Raw genomic sequence first — 16,956 nt, forward strand, 5'->3', positions numbered from 1 at the left:
GGTGACTTCGTCCTGCCCACATCTCTTCCTGTGAGCGACATCATGATCAACGCATCCCCATCGCCGGAGCCGATCTCCGAGGCCTTCGTCTCGGAGGACCCAGCCTGGTACAAGCGGGCGGTGTTCTACGAGGTTCTCGTCCGGGGGTTCAAGGACTCCAACGGCGACGGCACCGGCGACCTGCGCGGTCTCATCGAGAAGCTCGGCTATCTCGAGTGGCTCGGCGTGGACTGCCTGTGGCTGCTGCCCCTTTACGAGTCGCCGCTGCGTGACGGCGGATACGACATCTCGGACTACATGAAGATCCTCCCTGACTTCGGGGACCTGGGGGACTTCGTGGCGCTGATCGAGCAGGCCCACGAAAAGGGCCTGCGGATCATCACCGACCTCGTGATGAACCACACCAGTGACCGGCACCCCTGGTTCCAGGCGTCCCGGCACGACCCTGAAGGGCCGTACGGCGACTTCTACGTGTGGTCCGACCATCCCGGCGGCTACCCCGACGCGCCGATCATCTTCATCGGCGCCGAGGAGTCCAACTGGACCTACGACCCGGTGCGCAAGCAGTACTACTGGCACCGTTTCTTCCACCACCAGCCGGACCTGAACTATGACAACCCGGCGGTGCAGGAGGCCATGCTGGAGGTCCTGCGGTTCTGGCTGGACCTGGGCATCGACGGCTTCCGGCTGGACGCGGTGCCGTACCTGTTCGAGCGTGAGGGCACCGCGTGCGCCGGGCTCCCCGAGACGCACGCGTACCTGAAGAAGATCCGCGCGGAGGTCGACCGCCTCTACCCCGACCGGGTGCTGCTGGCCGAGGCCAACGGCTGGCCCGAGGACGTGGTGGAGTACTTCGGCGACCCCACCACGGGCGGCGACGAGTGCCACATGGCCTTCCACTTCCCGCTCATGCCGCGCATCTACATGGCGGTCAAGAAGGAGACCCGGGAGCCGATCTCCGAGATCATGTCCCGAACGCCCAAGCTGCCGGAGAACGCGCAGTGGGGCATCTTCCTGCGTAACCACGACGAGCTCACGCTCGAGACGGTGACCGAGGAAGAGCGCGACTACATGCACAAGGAGTACGCCAAGGACCCGCGCATGCGGGCCTACCTGGGCATCCGCCGCCGCCTGGCCCCGCTGCTCGACAACGACAGGGACCGGATCGAGCTGTTCACCGCGCTGCTGCTGTCGCTGCCCGGCTCGCCGGTCATCTACTACGGCGACGAGATCGGCATGGGCGACAACATCTGGCTGGAGGACCGCGACTCGGTCCGCACGCCGATGCAGTGGAGCCCCGACCGCAACGCCGGGTTCTCCTCGGCCGACCCCGGCCGGCTCTACCTGCCCGCGGTCATGGACCCGATCTACGGCTACCAGGCGGTCAACGTGGAGGCCCAGCAGCGGCACGAGGGGTCGCTGCTGCACTTCACCCGCAAGATGCTGGAGATCCGCCGCAGGCACCCGGTGTTCGGCGTGGGGGCCTACACCGAGATGTGGTCGTCGAACCCCTGCGTGCTCACGTACGTGCGCGAGGACAACGCCGATGTGATGCTGTGCGTCAACAACCTGTCGAAGTTCCCGCAGCCGGTCGAGCTGGACCTGCGGCGCTTCGAGGGCATGACGCCGGTCGAGGCCAGGGGCGGGGTGCCGTTCCCCGCGATCGGGGAGCTGCCCTACCTGCTCACCCTGCCGGGGCACGGCTTCTACTGGTTCGCGCTCAAGCGGCCCGAGGAGAGCCTCAGCGAGAGGTGACCGGCACCTGGGCACGGGCCGCGCGGCGCGCCGGGATGAGCGCGACCGCGAGGGCCGTGCCCACCGCGACCAGCACCGCCACCGCCAGCGTCAGGGGCGACGGCGCGCGGCCGATGCCCGCGCCGACGCCGCTGGTGTGGCCCTGCCAGTCGATCAGCCCGGTGACGACGGAGATGCCCGCCACCGTGCCCACGCCCACGCCCAGCACCACCAGCAGCCCCGTGCCGGTCACCAGCGTGGCCATGACCTGGCGCGGGGTCAGCCCCATGGCCTTGAGCACGGCCAGGTCGAAGGCGTGGTCACGCAGGCCGAGCGCGCTGGCGGTGAGCAGGTTGGCCAGGCCGATCAGGGTCAGCACGGCGATCAGCGCCACGATCACCACCCGGATGATCGCCAGCCGGTCGGCCGGGTTGACCGCCGCCTGCACGTCGAGGCCCTCCTCCGAGACGGCCAGCAGCCGGCCGCGCACCTCCAGCGGGTCGGCGCCCGGCTTGAGCGCGAGCGCGTAGTACTCCGGCGGCACCGAGTCCTTGGCCGCCAGGCTGTCGAGCCCCACCGAGAGCACCTCGCCGTCCTGCTCGGGCTCGACGGTCCTGCCGACGATCCTGACGATCAGCGGGGTGCCGCCCACGGTGAGCCGCACCCGGTCGCCGATCTTGATCCCGAGCAGGTCGAGCAGCCCCTGACCGGCGACCGCCTCACCCTGGCGGGCGTACATGCGGCCCTCGACCACCGGGAACGGGTACGGGCTCGTCGAGCTGCCGATGGCCCGCACCCGAACGGAACGGGCCTCGCCCGGGGCCAGCGCGTTCACGTCGGTGCCCGGATATACCTCCGCCACGTCCTTGTCCTGGGCGGCGAGCCGCTCGGCGACGGCGGGGTCCTCCTTGCCCGGCCTGACGTACAGGGCGGCGTACTGGCCCACCTGCTCGGGATGGGCGGAGAAGTTGTCCAGCGTCGCCCACACGCCGAGCCCGATCGTGGTCATCATCATCGGCACGGCCAGGCCGAACGCCGTCAGGAACGCCGGCACCCGGCGGGTGAAGGCGTCTCTGGTGCCCAGGACGAGCGCGGGGGGGAGGCGTACGAGCAGGGCCAGGCGGGCCAGCCTGGACAGGTGGCCCCGCGGCGGCGCGGCGGGCACGTCGGGGATCGGCGGCGTGCGCCCGCCCCGCCAGGCGGGCACGCCGACGGCGGCCAGCACCACCAGGGCCGTGCCCGCGACGATGGCCAGCACGGGGATGGGCGCCACGGAGCCGGCGCCGAGCATCGCCGCCATCACGCCCCAGCCCACCAGCGTGCCGATCGCGACGCCGAGCAGGCCGAGCGCGCCGTGCTCGACCAGGAGCAGCAGCGCGACCTGGCCCCTGGTGAAGCCCATGGACTTGAGCGTGGCCAGGTCGCGGAGCTGGCCCAGCACCCGGCCGCCGGCGGCGTTGGCCAGCGCGAGCGCGGCGGCCACCAGCCCCACCACGCCGAACAGCGCGAGCAGCGTGCCCAGCAGCCGGTTGTCCAGCTCCATGGCGGCCCTGACCTCGCGCCAGGTGTAGACGCGCTGCAGCCGGTCCTCCAGCAGCACGACCACGCGCTGCGAGACGACCTGCGAGGCCTCGGGGTCGGCCAGGCGCAGCCCGGTGACCCACTCGCTGCGGCCCAGCATGGGCTCGATGCGGTCGAGCATGTAGGGCAGCACGTAGGCCAGGCCCGGCGTCCATTCGGGGTAGAAGCCCTGGTCGGCCGAGTCGGCGATGCCGCGCACGTAGAGCGTGTGGCGCTCGCCGTTGATCGTGATGATCGTGAACGGCGCGCCGATGCGCAGCCCCAGCGAGCCGGCGAACGAGCGCTCGACCACCACCCCGTCGGGCTGCGACGGGTCCAGCCAGCGGCCCTCCGCCACCACGGGGTGCGCCACCGCGGGCGGGGTGGCGGGCATCGCGCGCAGCGAGGCCGGCTCCTTCTTGCCGTTCTGCGCCACCGTGACGGGCGCGGAGCGGTACGGGCCGGCGGTCTGCGTCACGCCGTCGATGGCGCCCAGCGCGACCTGGGGGCTGTCCTTGGTGTAGATCCAGACGTGGGCCCCGTCGGTCTGGGCCGACAGGCTCCGCCACGGGTTCGTGCCGTCTTCGAGCAGGGTCGCCGCGGTGATCAGCGCGGCCACGATGCCGGCCACGGCCAGCACGGTGAGCACCGCCTGCCCCGTCCTGGCCCGCAGGTCGGCCCTGATCCACCGGCTACCGGCCAGGACAGTGCTCATCGGAGGTCGATCACCTCGCCGGCGGTGCGCGTGCGGCGGCGCGCGATGCGGCCGTCGTCCACGATCTCGCCGTCGAAGAGCGACACGAGCCGGTCGGCCAGGCTGGCGACGCGGGCGTCGTGGGTGACCATGACGATGGTCTGGCCCTCCTTGTGCACGTCGCTCAGCAGGCGCAGCACGTCGCGCGTGTTGCGGCTGTCGAGGTTGCCCGTGGGCTCGTCGGCCAGCAGCAGGCTGGGCTTGTTGGCCAGCGCCCTGGCCAGCGCCACCCGCTGCTGCTCGCCGCCGGAGAGCTGGGCGGGCGCGGCGTCGGCCCGATCGGTCAGGTTGAGCGCGGCCAGCAGGCTCTCGCGGCGCTCGCGGGCCACCTTGGGTGAGGCCCCGGACAGCAGCGCGGGCAGCTCGACGTTGTCGCCCACCGTCATGTTGGCGACCAGGTTGAAGAACTGGAAGACGAAGCCGATCTTCTTGCGCCGCAGCAGCGCCCACGCGCTCTCGGAGAGCGTGTCCACGCGCTTGCCGTCGAGCCAGATCTCGCCGCTGGTGCGCGCGTCGAGGCCGCCCAGCATGTGCACGAGCGTGGACTTGCCGGACCCCGACGGGCCCATGATCGCGACGAACTCTCCCGGCTCGACCTGGAGATCCACCCCGCGGACGGCGGGCACGGGCACCGCGCCATCCTGGTAGATTTTGACCAGATTGACCGTTTTCACAACCGGGCTCATGCCAGATCCTCCTGGCATCGTTCGAGCCAGTCAAGATCCGCTTGCAGATGCAACATGGCCCCTTCGATGAGCAGCATCGCCACCCGATCGGTCGGCGCGGTGCGGGACAGCAGGTCGTTCAGGTCGCTCATCAGCGACAGATAGTGGCGGCGCTGACGGCTGATCAGCGCCATCCGGTCCGCGATGCCGGTGAGCGGGGCGAGCACGAGCTTCATGAAGAACTCGTCGCGCACCCTGGGACCCTCGGTCGGCTCGTCCACCCAGGCTTCGAGCGACTCGCGGCCCTTCGCGGTCAGATAGTAGACCTTCTTGTTGGGCCGGTTGGACTGCTCCACGTCCACGGCCCTGATGAGACCGTCCTTCTCCAGCCTGCCGAGCGTGACGTAGATCTGCCCGATGTTGGGCGAGGGATAGGCACTGCCGAAGGTCTGCTCAAGCGCTTGTTTGAGCTCGTAGCCATGGGCAGGCTCTTTCGCCAGGAGCGCCAGCAGGTGAGGCCGCACCGCTCTCCTCCCCGCTCTGTTACGTACGCGTTACAGAGCAATCTGTTGACCTTCAGATTACCGCTGTGCATAACATGAATGCATCTACCTAACACGTATGTAATTCAACTTGAACGTGGAGGAAACAGGGTGCTTCGCCTCCTGCCGATGCTGCTGGCCGTGACCCTGGCGGCCGGCTGCGCGGCGGCGGGGGACGAGGGCGGCGGCGACAAGGGGACGGGCGGAACCGGGCCCATCACCTTCGCCACCGGACGCGACACCACGGCGTACCTGCAACCCCTGCTGGATCGCTGGAACCAGGCCCACCCGGCCGAGAAGGTGACGCTGCTGGAGCTGCCCGAGGCCGCCGACGAGCAACGCGCTCAGATCGCGGCCAACCTGCAGGCCCAGAGCAGCCGGTACGACGTGCTGGGGCTCGACGTGGTGTGGACTGCCGAATTCGCGGAGAACGGCTGGATCATCCCCCTGGAGCGCGGGTTGTTCCCGCTCGACAGGTTCCTGCCGCCCGTCGTGGAGACGGCCGTCTACAAGGACAAGCTCTGGGCCGTTCCGTACACGAGCAACGCTGGGCTGCTCTACTACCGGAAAGACCTGGTCAAGAAGCCGCCGCGGACCTGGGCCGAGCTTCGCGACCGATCACGCGAGATCACGAAAAAGCACAACATAGGAGGGTATGCGGGGCAGTTCCTGGCCTACGAGGGGCTCACGGTCAACTTCTCCGAGGCCGTGCAGTCGGCCGGCGGTGAGCTCGTCAGCCGCGACGGCACCGAGGTGACCCTCGACCCGGCCAAGGGCGGGGTCGCACTCGACTTCCTGCTCCAGGGCCTGCGCGAGGGCTGGATCCCGAAGGAGTCGCTGAGCTACAAGGAGGAGGAGTCGCGCCTGGCCTTCCAGGAGGGCAGGCTGGCCTTCGCCCGTAACTGGCCGCACGCGTACGGACCGGCCAAGGCCGAGCTGGGCGACAAGCTGGGCGTGACCCGGCTGCCCGGCCTCGACGGCCCCGGCTCCAGCACGCTGGGCGGCGCCAACCTGGCCATCAGCGCCTACTCCAAGCACCAGCACACCGCCCAGGAGTTCATCCGCTACTTCACGAGCCTGGAGAACGAGCGCCGGGTCCTCACCGAGGGCTCGTTCCCGCCCGTGTGGACCGAGCTCTACGACGACCCCGAGCTCATCGAGCGCTTCCCCTACCTGCCCGTGCTCAAGGAGAGCATCCTCGCGGCCCGGCCTCGGCCGGTGAGCGCGAACTACAACCAGCTGAGCCTGGTGATCGCCAGTTCGGTCGCCAAGGCGCTCGGCGACCCCTCCCCCGAGACCGCTGACGACGTCGCGGCCTCCATGAAGTCCGAACTCGAAGAAATCATCAGAACCCAGTGAGGCAGCCATGCGAAAAGGCAGAGCAGCAGCGATCCTGGCCGGGCTCGCGGTAGCCGTCGCCGCCTGCGGCAACGCGCCGACGACGTCCGAGCCCACGGCGGCGGGATCGGCATCGGCGACCGGCGGCGGCGCCAAGCCGCTCCAGGGCGTCAAGCTCGAGGTAGCCGCCAAGTGGACCGGCGCCGAGCAGAAGAACTTCGAGCAGGTGCTGAAGGCCTTCACCGACAAGACCGGCGCCGAGGTCACCTACGCCTCCACCGGCGAGGACACCGGCGCCTACCTCGGCCCGCGCATCCAGGGCAACAACCCGCCGGACGTCGCGATCCTGCCGCAGCCGGGCCTGGTGCAGCAGTACGTCGAGCAGAACGCGCTCAAGCCGCTGACCCCGGAGGTCGTCCAGGAGGTCGACACCAACTACACGCCGTACTGGAAGGAGCTCGGCTCCGTCGACGGCAAGGTGTACGGCGTGCTGGTCAAGGCGGCGCACAAGTCGCTGGTGTGGTACCGGTCGCAGGCGTTCGAGGACGCGGGCGTGCAGCCGCCGACCAACTGGGACGAGCTGGTCAAGGCCGCGCAGACCGTCGCCGACTCCGGCACGCCGCCGTTCTCGTTCTGCGGCGCCTCCGGCTGGACGCTGACCGACCTCTTCGAGAACGTCTACCTGTCCACCGCAGGCCCGGAGAACTACGACAAGCTCTCCAAGCACGAGATCCCGTGGACCGACCCGACGGTGGGCGCGGCGCTGGAGAAGATCGCGCAGATCGCCGGCAAGAACGACTACCTGGTCGACGGCACCTCCGGCACCATGCAGACCGACTTCCCGACCTGCGTGACCAAGGTCTACGGCACCGACAAGGCCGCCATGGTCATCGAGGCCGACTTCGTGGCCGTCGAGGCCGTGAACGCGGGCGCCAAGGTCGGCGAGGAGGCCAAGTACTTCCCGTTCCCCAAGGCCGGTGACACCACCCCGGTCGTGCTGGGCGGCGACGTGGCCGTGGCCATGAAGGACTCCCCCGGCGCGATGGCGCTGGTGCAGTTCCTGGCCTCCAAGGAGGGTGGCGAGGTCTGGGCCAAGCTGCCCGGCTACCTGTCGCCCAACAAGAACGTCTCGCCCGACAACTACCCGGACGAGCTGACCAAGCAGCTCGGCCAGACGATCGTCTCGGCCGGCGACGCCGTCCGCTACGACATGTCGGACCTGGCGCCGAGCGCCTTCGGCGCCACCGACGGCAAGGGCGAGTGGAAGGTGCTGCAGGACTTCCTGCGCAAGCCGAGCGACGTCAAGGGCACCCAGGAGGCGCTCGAAGCAGAGGCCAAGAAGGCCTGGAAGTAAAGAGGTAAGGCCGTGACCGAACGGTTGGACGGCCGGCAGGACCCGCCCGCGGCGCAGGCCGCGGGCGGCACCTCAACCGGACCGGCTGAAACCCCCCGCAAGCAACGACGCCTCGGCCCCTCGCCGGCGGTCGCCATCGCCTTCCTCCTCCCGGCAGCGGTGCTGCTGGGGATCTGGGTGGTCTATCCGATCGTCTACTCCATCGTCCGAAGCCTGTTCGGCGCCAACGGGTTCGAAGAGTTCGTGGGGCTCGGCAACTACGTCTCGATCTTCACCGATCAGGGCATGCTGACCACGATCCGCAACAACCTGATCTGGGTGATCGTCGCGCCGATCATCGTCACCACGCTGGGCCTGATCTTCGCGGTGCTGACCGAGCGGATCAGGTGGGCGACGGCGTTCAAGCTGATCGTGTTCATGCCGATGGCGGTCTCTCTCATGGCGGCGGGCGTCATCTTCCGCCTCGTCTACGAGCAGAGCCCGGACAAGGGCCTGGCCAACGCCGTGCTCACCACCGTGGCCGACACGTTCTCCTCCTCCCAGGGCTATCCGGACGCCCGGCCGCGCGAGGGCGACCAGTCGCAGGTCGCCGCCGAGAACGGCGCGGTCGTCACCAAGCAGCCCGTTCAGGCCGGGCAGCCGGTACTGATTCCGATCGTCGGCGTCAAGCCGGACATCATGCCGTCCAACGCCCAGACCGCCAAGGCCGCGCCCGCCGGTGACGGCCTGTCGGGCACCGTCTGGTTCGACTTCACGCAGGGCGGCGGCGGCCAGAGCGGCGCCGTGGACGGCACCGAGAAGGGCCTGCCGGGTATGACCGTCGAGGCGGTCCAGAACGGCCAGGTCGCGGCCACCGCCACGACGGCCGAGGACGGCACGTTCCGCTTCGAGGGCCTGGCTCCCGGGTCCTACACGGTTCGGCTGCCGCAGTCGAACTTCCAGGCCTCGTACGGCGGCCTGCAGTGGCTGGGCCCGACGCTCATCACGCCCGCGATCATCGGCGCGTTCGTCTGGGTGTGGGCCGGATTCGCCATGGTGCTGCTCGCGGCCGGGCTGGCGGCGATCCCCCGCGACGCCCTGGAGGCGGCCCGCATCGACGGCGCCACGGAGTGGCAGGTGTTCCGGAAGATCACCGTGCCGCTGCTGTCGCCGGTCCTGCTCGTCGTCTTCGTGACGATGATCATCAATACGTTGAAGGTGTTCGACCTGGTGTTCATCATCGCGCCCGCGTCGGTGCAACCACAGGCGAACGTGGTCGCGCTGGAGATGTGGCGCGTGTCGTTCGGCGGCGGGAACAACCAGGGGCTGGGCAGCGCGCTGGCGATCTTCCTGCTCGTACTGGTCCTTCCCTTCATGGTCATGAACATCCGGCGGTTCAGGAGGGGAGACTCATGACGACCGCGACAGCCGCGGCAGCGTCCGCGGGGCCGTCCGGGCTGGAGTCGGGAACGCCGCGCAGGGGCGTGGTGAGCAAGATCGTCGATCGGCTGGGCAGCGGCGCCGTCCAGGTGGTCATGATCCTGCTGGGCCTGTTCTGGCTGGTGCCGACGCTGGGCCTGCTGGTCGTCTCGCTGCGGACGAACCAGGTCAACAGCGCGGAGGGCTGGTGGACGATCTTCACCAAGCCGGCCGAGCTGACCATCCAGAACTACGCGAACCTGCTGGGCAGCGGGTTCACCACGTCCTTCTGGAACACGGTCCTGATCACCGTGCCGACCACGGTCCTGGTGATCGGCATCGCGGCCATGGCGGCGTACGCGTTCGCGTGGATGGACTTCCCCGGCCGGGACGCGGCGTTCCTCGTGGTCGTCGGGCTGCTGATCGTGCCCATCCAGATCGCGCTGATCCCCATCGCCACCTTCTACGGCGGCACCGGGATCTTCGGCAGCATCCTGGGCGTGGTGCTGTTCCACGTGGCGTTCGGGCTCCCGTTCGCGATCTTCCTGCTGCGCAACTTCTTCGTCGGCATCCCGGCCTCGCTGCTGGAGGCCGCGCGCATGGACGGGGCGCCCGAGTGGAAGATCTTCGTCTCGGTGGTCTTCCCGCTGGGCAAGCCCGCCATCGCGTCGCTGGGCATCTTCCAGTTCCTGTGGGTGTGGAACGACATGCTCATCGCGCTGGTCTTCGCCGACACCGGGAACCAGCCGATGACCAAGTATCTGCAGTCTCAGATGCGGCAGTTCGGGTCGAACACCGACATCCTCTCGTCCGGCGCGTTCATGTCGCTGATCATCCCGCTGGTCCTGTTCTTCGCGTTCCAGCGGTACTTCGTGCAGGGCATGATGGCCGGCTCGGTCAAGTGACGTGACGGGCGCCCGCCTTCTCGCGGCGGGCGCCCGCCGTAACGCCCATTCGGGCGTTTTCGATGCTTTTTCATGAAGCGTCTTCTCGCTCTTACCGCGGCAGCCTTCCTCACGCTTCCCCTCACCCCCGCCGCCGCCTCCCCGGCGGGCACGCCCGGCGCGCCCGGCGCGGGCGACCCGTACTTCCCCGGCCAGGGCAACGGCGGCTACGACGCCCTCCACTACGACCTCACGCTCGACTACGAGCCGTCCTCAGGACGCCTGTCCGGCCGCGCCGCCCTCTCGGCACGGGCCACGCAGGCGCTCAGCCGCTTCAACCTCGACCTCGTCGACACGCTGTCCGTACGGTCCGTGACCGTGGACGGCAGGCCCGCGACGTACGCGCAGAGCGGCTCGGAGCTGGTGGTCACGCCGGCCAGGACGCTGCGCGACCGGCGCGGCTTCTCGGTCGTGGTCCGGTACGACGGCAACCCCGCCCACGTCATCGACCCCGACGGCTCCATGGACGGGTGGATCAAGACCGGCGACGGCGTGTTCAACGCCAACGAACCCCAGGGCGCGATCACCTGGTACCCCGGCAACCACCACATGACGGACAAGGCGACGTACCGGTTCACGGTGACCGTGCCCAGCTCCCGGGTGGCGGTGGCCAACGGGGACCTGGTGCGCCAGGCCTCGAAGGGCGGGCGGACGACGTACGTGTGGAACTCTCGCGAGCCGATGGCCAGCTACCTCGCCACGGTGTCGATCGGCACGTTCGAGCTCACCGACCGCCGGATCGGCGGCTACCGGGTGACCACCGCGGTGGACCCCCAGGCGACCGGTGACGCCACGGGCTTCGCCGAGCGGCACCCGCCGATGCTCGACTACTTCAGCCGGCTCTTCGGGCGCTACCCGTACTCCTCGACGGGCGGGATCGTGGACCACGCGCCCGAGGTCGGCTACGCGCTGGAGACGCAGACCCGGCCCATCTACCCGCGCGTGCCCGGCGAGTCGCTGATCGCGCACGAGCTGGCGCACCAGTGGTTCGGCAACTCGGTGACGCCCACGCTCTGGCGCGACATCTGGCTGAACGAGGGCTTCGCCACCTACTCCGAGTGGCTCTGGGCGGACCAGCGCGGGACGCAGAGCGTGCAGGCCGCCTTCGACGAGGCGTACGCGCGGCCGGCCGAGGACGCGTTCTGGCAGACCCCGACCGCCGACCCCGGCGGCCCGGAGAACCTCTTCCACGCCCCCGTCTACGACCGCGGCGCGATGACCCTGCACGTGCTGCGGCGCACGGTCGGCGACGACCCGTTCTTCGCGATCCTGCGGGCCTGGGCGACCCAGTACAGGTACGGCAACGCCGACACCGCCGCCTTCGTCGCCCTGTCGGAGCGCGTGTCGGGCAGGGACCTCGGGGCCCTGTTCGACGCGTGGCTCTTCAAGCCCGGCAAGCCGTCGTTGTGATCATTCTGGTACGGCTTGTCCCCGGGTTCGGGCCGCAAGCCGTACCAGACCTGGCTAAGCTCAACGGCCATGGCCGGTCGTCCGTTGAACGAAGTCGTCGAAGCAGGATGGGCACGCGCGCTCGAGCCCGTGTCCGAGCAGATCTCCGTGATGGGAGAGTTCCTGCGCAAGGAAATCGCCGAAGGCCGGCAGTACCTGCCCGCCGGCGCCAACGTGCTGCGTGCCTTCAACCAGCCCTTCGACGAGGTCAAGGTGCTGATCGTGGGCCAGGACCCGTACCCCACGCCCGGTCACCCCGTGGGGCTGTCGTTCTCGGTGGCGCCCGACGTGCGGCCGCTGCCCGGCAGCCTGGTCAACATCTACAAGGAGATGGAGACCGACCTGGGTCTCCCCCGGCCGTCCAACGGCGACCTGACGCCGTGGGCCGAGCAGGGCGTCCTGCTGCTCAACAGGGTGCTCACCGTGATGCCCGGCAAGCCCGCCTCGCACCGGGGCAAGGGCTGGGAGCAGGTCACCGAGCAGGCCATCCGCGCTCTCGTGGCGCGTGACAAGCCGATGGTGGCCATCCTGTGGGGCCGCGACGCCCGCAACCTGGCGCCCATGCTCGGCCAGGTGCCGCGCATCGAGTCCGCGCACCCCTCGCCGCTCTCGGCGCGCAGCGGTTTCTTCGGCTCGCGGCCGTTCAGCCGGGCGAATGAACTGCTCGTGCAGCAAGGCGCGGCGCCTGTCGAGTGGAAGCTGCCCTAGCATCGTCGCCATGAGTGATGAACCGAAGTTCCTGCGCCTGACGGTCGAGCTGACCGTGGAGGTGCTCGACATGGACGCGCTGCAGGCCGCGGCGCTGGCCGAGATCAGGCATCCCGACGCCGATCTGACCGAAGAGGAGCGCACCGAGCAGGCCGAGCTGGTCGCCTCCGACGACTCCGGCGCCTCGGCGCTGCAGTGGCTGATCGAGCCCGACCACGTGCTGCAGCTCGTCGAGCACATCAGCGAGATCGAGCCCCGCGAGGCCGTGCTCGGTGTGGAGCCGTCCGAGGGGCCGAGCGAGGAAGAGGAAGAAGAGCACGACCACGCGTGACGTACTGCGGCGGCCACGGCGTTCTGCGGACGTCGTGGCTTTTCGCTGCCCTTCTTGAGGAGCCTTGATGATCGTCGCTTTCTCCATCACCCCGCTGGGCGTCGGCGAAGGGGTCGCCGAGCCCGTCGCCCGCGCCGTCAAGGTCGTGCGCGACAGCGGGCTGCCCAACCGAACCGACGCCATGTTCACCACGATCGAGGGCGAGTGGGACGAGGTCATGGACGTCGTCAAGCGCGCCGTGGACGCCGTGGCCGAGGTCGCGCCGCGGGTGAGCCTCGTGCTCAAGGCCGACCTGCGCGAGGGCGTCACGGACGGCATGACCGCCAAGCTCGAGTCCCTGGAGCGCCACCTCTCCTGACAAAACGCGATATATCTTGACCCTTCGGCGGACGCGTCATATCGTGTTGCTCGACGCAGACGCGATAGTACGCGTGCCCGGAGGTGGAATCAATGGAGCGAGTGCCCGTTCTGGTGGTCGGCGGCGGGTACGCGGGCCTGAGCGCCGCGACGCTGCTGGCCTGGCGCGAGGTGCCCGTGACGCTGGTCGAGCGGCGTCCGAGCACCTCCGTGCAGCCCAAGGCGTTCGGGGTCGGGCCGCGGGCCGTCGAGCTGCTGCGGCCCGTACCCGGGATCGAGGACGAGCTCGCCGGCATCTGGGCAGGGATCGGTGACGGCATGCGCATCGCGATCGCCCGCGACCTGGCCGACCCCGAGCCCCACCTGATCACCGACGGCGGGCAGGCCGAGTACGCACTCCTGGCCGAGCTCACGCCTGCCGCGCCGGTGGGGGCGCCGCAAGCCGACATCGAGCGCGTGCTGCGGGTCAAGGCCGAGGAGCTCGGCGCCGACCTGCGCTTCTCCACCGAGCTGGTCTCGCTGGAACAGGACGGCGACGGCGTGACGGCGCTGATCCGCGGCAAGGACGGCGACAGCCTCGTACGGGCCGACTACGTGGTGGCCGCCGACGGTCACCGCAGCCCGCTGCGCCGGTCGCTGGGCGTGCCCACCTCCGGCAGGGGCACGCTGAGCCGGATGTGCTCGATCATGTTCGACGCCGACCTGTCGGACCTGGTGCGCGAGCGCGAGGTCACGCTGTGGTACCTGCGCAACGACGCCTTCACCGGCGCGCTGGTGACCGGCGCGGGGGCCGGGGCGCACGTGCTCAGCGTCCACCAGACGGAGGACGAGGGCCCCATCGCCGTGGAGCGCTGCGCCGAGCTGGTACGCCTGGCGACCGGCCGGCCCGGCCTGGACGTGCGGATCCTCGACCGGGCCACGTTCGGCATCGCGCACGAGCTGGCCGGCGCCTACCGGGCAGGGCGGGTCTTCCTCGCCGGCGACGCCGCCCACACCATGCCGCCCACCGGGGGCCAGGGCGGCAGCACGGCCCTGCAGGACGGGGCCGACCTGGCCTGGCGGCTGTGGCTGGTGCTCACGGGGCAGGCCGGGCCCGCCTTCCTGGACACCTACGACGCCGAACGCCGCCCGATCGGGACGCTGACCGCCGACGCGCAGCTCGCCGAGCTCGGCGCGCGCATGCCGCCCGCCGGCCGCATCGGCTACCCGGAGCGGCAGGCGGATCTCCTGCACACCCTGCTCGGGCACCGCTACCACTCCACGGCCATCCTTGACGAGCCCGGCGACGACGGCTCGATCCTGGAGGACCCGCGCCTGGCCGGCGGGCGGCCCGGCAGCCGGGCGCCGCACGTCGTGCTCGACTGGGACGGGCAGCGCATCTCCACCATCGACCTGTTCGGGGACGGCTTCGTGCTCCTGGCCGCCAAGCAGGGCCGGCAGGCGTGGATGGAGGCGGGGCGGGTGGTCAAGGAGCGGCTCGGGGTGCGGCTGACGCGGCTGCCGGTGGATGACGAGCTGCTGGACGTGGAGGGGTGTTTCGAGCAGCGGTACGGCGTCAGCGGGGGCGGCGCCGTACTGGTGCGGCCGGACGGGTACGTGGCCTGGCGGTCGCCGGAGCCGGTCGCGGACCCGGCGGCCACGCTGGAGCGGGTCCTCCGGCAGATCCTCAGCCGCTGACCGGCAACGCCGGCCCCCCGATCAGCCGACGCCGACCCTTGATCAGTCACCGCCGGCCGTTAAACGGCAGCCCAACCGGAACCACCGGCCGTTGCATGGCAGGCCCAACCGGAACCGCCGCGCCGTTGAACGGCAGCCCGGTTCGCTCCTCAACCGGCCAGCAGGAGCTCCTCACGCCGGGCATGGAGCGTGTCGCGCAGCCGTCCCAGCTCCGCGCAACGCTCTTCCAGCCCCGCCACCACCCCTTCCACCTCGCCGTCGGCCACGTCCGGCGTGACGGTCATGCCCAGCGCACCGACGTCCCTGACGAACGCGGCCACCGTCTCCTCCCGATCGCCTCCGCCGTCGAGCACCGCGAACCCGGCGGCCCTGGCGCGCTCCCGCGCGGGCAGCTCGACGTCCAGCTCGGCCAGCATCCGCCCGATCTCCAGCAGCTCAGCGCCCCGCGGATCGGCCGATCCCGTCATGCGGCGCTCCCGGCGTACCAGCAGCTCCTCGTAGAGCTCTCGGGCCGGCCCCACCTCCGCCAGCTCCCGCTCCACGGTCGCCAGCTCCCTCGTGTACGCCCCCAGCCCGGCCTCCACGGTGGCGTCGAACTCTTGCCCGGCGTCCCGCATCATGCCGGTGATCGCCGTGCGGCTCTCGTGCAGCTCGTCCCAGCGGCGCGCCCGCCGGCGTGCCGTGTGCAGATCTTCGTCGATCATCTCAAACGGGATCACGACACTTTGACGGACACACGTCGCCATTCGGTTCAGGATGACCATGGACATTTCCTAACAAACCAGGTCAGAACAGTCTCAGTCGTCCTGCAAGTTGCGCCAGCATCTCCTCTTCCCCGCAGCGCCATCACAGCGACCGGCAGCACCACCGCCGCCAACCCGGCCGATGCCGTCAGCCCTCGCCACCTCACTCACCCCTTGAGTCTCCTTCGGAAACCGAATTAGTTTCCATTAGAGACTCACTGTGCGGTAAGGTCACGCCATGGTCAGGGAGCTGCGCGAGCAGGACATCCAGTGCTCGATCGCCCAGGCGGCGTCCGTCATCGGCGACTGGTGGAGCCTGCTGATCGTGCGCGAGGTGACGCGCGGGCACCGCCGCTTCGACGACCTGCTGCGCGAGCTCGGCATCTCACGGAAGGTGCTGACCGAACGGCTGAAGCATCTGGTGGACCACGGGGTGCTGACCCGGGAGCCGTATCAGGCGCGGCCGATGCGGCACGAGTACGTGCTGACGGAGACGGGGTGGGCGCTGGCGCCGACGCTGATCAGCATGCAGGACTGGGCCGATCGGTGGCTGCTGGGGGACGGGTCCGTGACGGGGGCTCCCCGGGCCGGAGGGACGGAGATCTCGCGCGTACACGCTCTCCTCGGCACGAAGGTGCCCGCCCCGCTCGTCCTGCCCACCAGCTCGCCCAACCCTGCTCCCCTCGCCCTGCCCACCGGCTCGCCCCGCCCCGCGCAGCTCGACGTGGTCGCCGGCTCACCCCGCCCCGCCCAGCTCGACGTGGTCGCCGACGCGAATGCCACGATCCTGTTCGCCTATCCCTCGACCGGCCCGGCCACCTCCCTGCCGCCGGACTGGGACCAGGTGCCTGGAACCGTCGGATGCACGCTGGAGAACCGGCTGTTCCGTGACCGGCATCCCGAGCTCGCCGGCGCCGGTGTCGCGGTTCACGGCGTCAGCACGCAACGCCCGGACCAGCAGGCCGCCTTCGCCGCCGCGGAGTCGATCCCGTTCCCCCTGCTCTCCGACATGGACCTGCGCCTGGCAGCGGCTCTGCGGCTGCCGACGTTCCGAGCCGGTCAGGACCTGAAGCTCAAGCGCCTGATCCTGGTGATCGACCGCTACCGGATCATCCGCCACGTCATCTTCCCGGTGCTGGACATCCCCGCAGCCATCACCGAAGCCACCGACGCGGCCCGCACTCTCGCCTGACCCTCACCCCTGCCCTCCACCCGCCCCACCCCCGCGCTGCCTTGGCCCTCGACCCTCCTCGCGCCCGCGCTCCTCCACGTGCCCGGGGCACCCGCCTCCGCGCGGCCTTGGCCCTCGGGCCCTCCTCCGTCCCGCACCCTGGTCCCACGCACCCGCGCCCGCGCTCCTCCATGCGCCCTCATCCCCGCAGGGCCTTCACCCACCACCCTG

Annotated in this window: 15 protein-coding genes; 11 read left to right on the forward strand and 4 right to left on the reverse strand. The window is 70.2% G+C overall.

The window, feature by feature from the left end; translation table 11 throughout:
- Positions 1-42: 42 nt before the first annotated feature.
- Positions 43-1,755 carry a maltose alpha-D-glucosyltransferase gene (gene treS, locus AB0I79_RS22415; protein ID WP_357875835.1) on the forward strand — a complete coding sequence of 571 codons (1,713 nt, stop codon included), beginning with the start codon at positions 43-45 and terminating at the stop codon, positions 1,753-1,755.
- Here the strand turns inward: treS and AB0I79_RS22420 are convergent.
- The 3 genes from AB0I79_RS22420 to AB0I79_RS22430 are packed head-to-tail and all read right to left on the reverse strand — an operon-like array spanning position 1,742 to position 5,237.
- Positions 1,742-4,009 carry an FtsX-like permease family protein gene (locus tag AB0I79_RS22420; RefSeq protein WP_357875837.1) on the reverse strand — a complete coding sequence of 756 codons (2,268 nt, stop codon included), beginning with the start codon at positions 4,007-4,009 and terminating at the stop codon, positions 1,742-1,744. The genes treS and AB0I79_RS22420 overlap by 14 nt on opposite strands.
- Complete coding sequence (locus tag AB0I79_RS22425; protein WP_357875839.1) at positions 4,006-4,734, reverse strand: ABC transporter ATP-binding protein; 729 nt, start codon at positions 4,732-4,734, stop codon at positions 4,006-4,008. Before AB0I79_RS22425 ends, AB0I79_RS22420 begins: the two co-directional genes overlap by 4 nt.
- Positions 4,731-5,237, reverse strand: coding sequence for a PadR family transcriptional regulator (locus AB0I79_RS22430; RefSeq protein WP_185109639.1), 507 nt, complete (start codon positions 5,235-5,237; stop codon positions 4,731-4,733). The genes AB0I79_RS22425 and AB0I79_RS22430 overlap by 4 nt, the downstream gene beginning before the upstream one ends.
- 129 nt (positions 5,238-5,366) lie before the next feature.
- On the opposite strand from AB0I79_RS22430, the gene AB0I79_RS22435 reads away from it, so the two are divergent.
- The 9 genes from AB0I79_RS22435 (at position 5,367) to AB0I79_RS22475 (ending at position 14,811) form a co-directional block, all read left to right on the forward strand.
- The gene (locus tag AB0I79_RS22435; protein WP_357875841.1) at positions 5,367-6,614 is read left to right on the forward strand and encodes an ABC transporter substrate-binding protein; all 1,248 of its coding nucleotides are present in this window, start codon (positions 5,367-5,369) and stop codon (positions 6,612-6,614) included.
- Positions 6,615-6,621: 7 nt separating this feature from the next.
- Positions 6,622-7,947 (forward strand): ABC transporter substrate-binding protein, encoded by a 1,326-nt coding sequence (locus AB0I79_RS22440; RefSeq protein ID WP_357875843.1) that lies wholly within the window; start codon positions 6,622-6,624, stop codon positions 7,945-7,947.
- 12 nt (positions 7,948-7,959) lie between these two features.
- Positions 7,960-9,342, forward strand: a complete 1,383-nt coding sequence (locus AB0I79_RS22445) for an ABC transporter permease subunit (RefSeq protein ID WP_357875845.1) — start codon at positions 7,960-7,962, stop codon at positions 9,340-9,342.
- A complete protein-coding gene (locus tag AB0I79_RS22450) occupies positions 9,339-10,250 on the forward strand; it encodes a carbohydrate ABC transporter permease (RefSeq protein ID WP_357875847.1) in 912 nt (303 codons plus the stop codon). The genes AB0I79_RS22445 and AB0I79_RS22450 overlap by 4 nt, the downstream gene beginning before the upstream one ends.
- A 72-nt stretch (positions 10,251-10,322) precedes the next feature.
- Complete coding sequence (locus AB0I79_RS22455; RefSeq protein WP_357875849.1) at positions 10,323-11,699, forward strand: M1 family metallopeptidase; 1,377 nt, start codon at positions 10,323-10,325, stop codon at positions 11,697-11,699.
- 69 nt (positions 11,700-11,768) lie between these two features.
- The gene (locus tag AB0I79_RS22460) at positions 11,769-12,446 is read left to right on the forward strand and encodes a uracil-DNA glycosylase (protein WP_357875850.1); all 678 of its coding nucleotides are present in this window, start codon (positions 11,769-11,771) and stop codon (positions 12,444-12,446) included.
- Positions 12,447-12,456: 10 nt separating this feature from the next.
- A complete protein-coding gene (locus AB0I79_RS22465; protein ID WP_357875852.1) occupies positions 12,457-12,777 on the forward strand; it encodes a hypothetical protein in 321 nt (106 codons plus the stop codon).
- Positions 12,778-12,844: 67 nt separating this feature from the next.
- Positions 12,845-13,135: an MTH1187 family thiamine-binding protein gene (locus AB0I79_RS22470; RefSeq protein ID WP_357875854.1), complete on the forward strand. Its 291-nt coding sequence runs from the start codon at positions 12,845-12,847 to the stop codon at positions 13,133-13,135.
- 92 nt (positions 13,136-13,227) lie between these two features.
- The gene (locus AB0I79_RS22475) at positions 13,228-14,811 is read left to right on the forward strand and encodes an FAD-dependent monooxygenase (RefSeq protein WP_357875856.1); all 1,584 of its coding nucleotides are present in this window, start codon (positions 13,228-13,230) and stop codon (positions 14,809-14,811) included.
- 149 nt (positions 14,812-14,960) lie between these two features.
- On the opposite strand, the gene AB0I79_RS22480 is transcribed toward AB0I79_RS22475, so the two are convergent.
- Complete coding sequence (locus AB0I79_RS22480) at positions 14,961-15,515, reverse strand: hypothetical protein (protein WP_357875858.1); 555 nt, start codon at positions 15,513-15,515, stop codon at positions 14,961-14,963.
- 277 nt (positions 15,516-15,792) lie between these two features.
- Between AB0I79_RS22480 and AB0I79_RS22485 the strand changes: the two genes are divergently transcribed.
- Positions 15,793-16,746, forward strand: a complete 954-nt coding sequence (locus AB0I79_RS22485; protein ID WP_357875860.1) for a winged helix-turn-helix transcriptional regulator — start codon at positions 15,793-15,795, stop codon at positions 16,744-16,746.
- Positions 16,747-16,956: the final 210 nt, after the last annotated feature.

Origin of the sequence: Nonomuraea sp. NPDC050202, from assembly GCF_040656115.1 — a bacterium.
In the GTDB taxonomy this organism is placed as follows: domain Bacteria; phylum Actinomycetota; class Actinomycetes; order Streptosporangiales; family Streptosporangiaceae; genus Nonomuraea.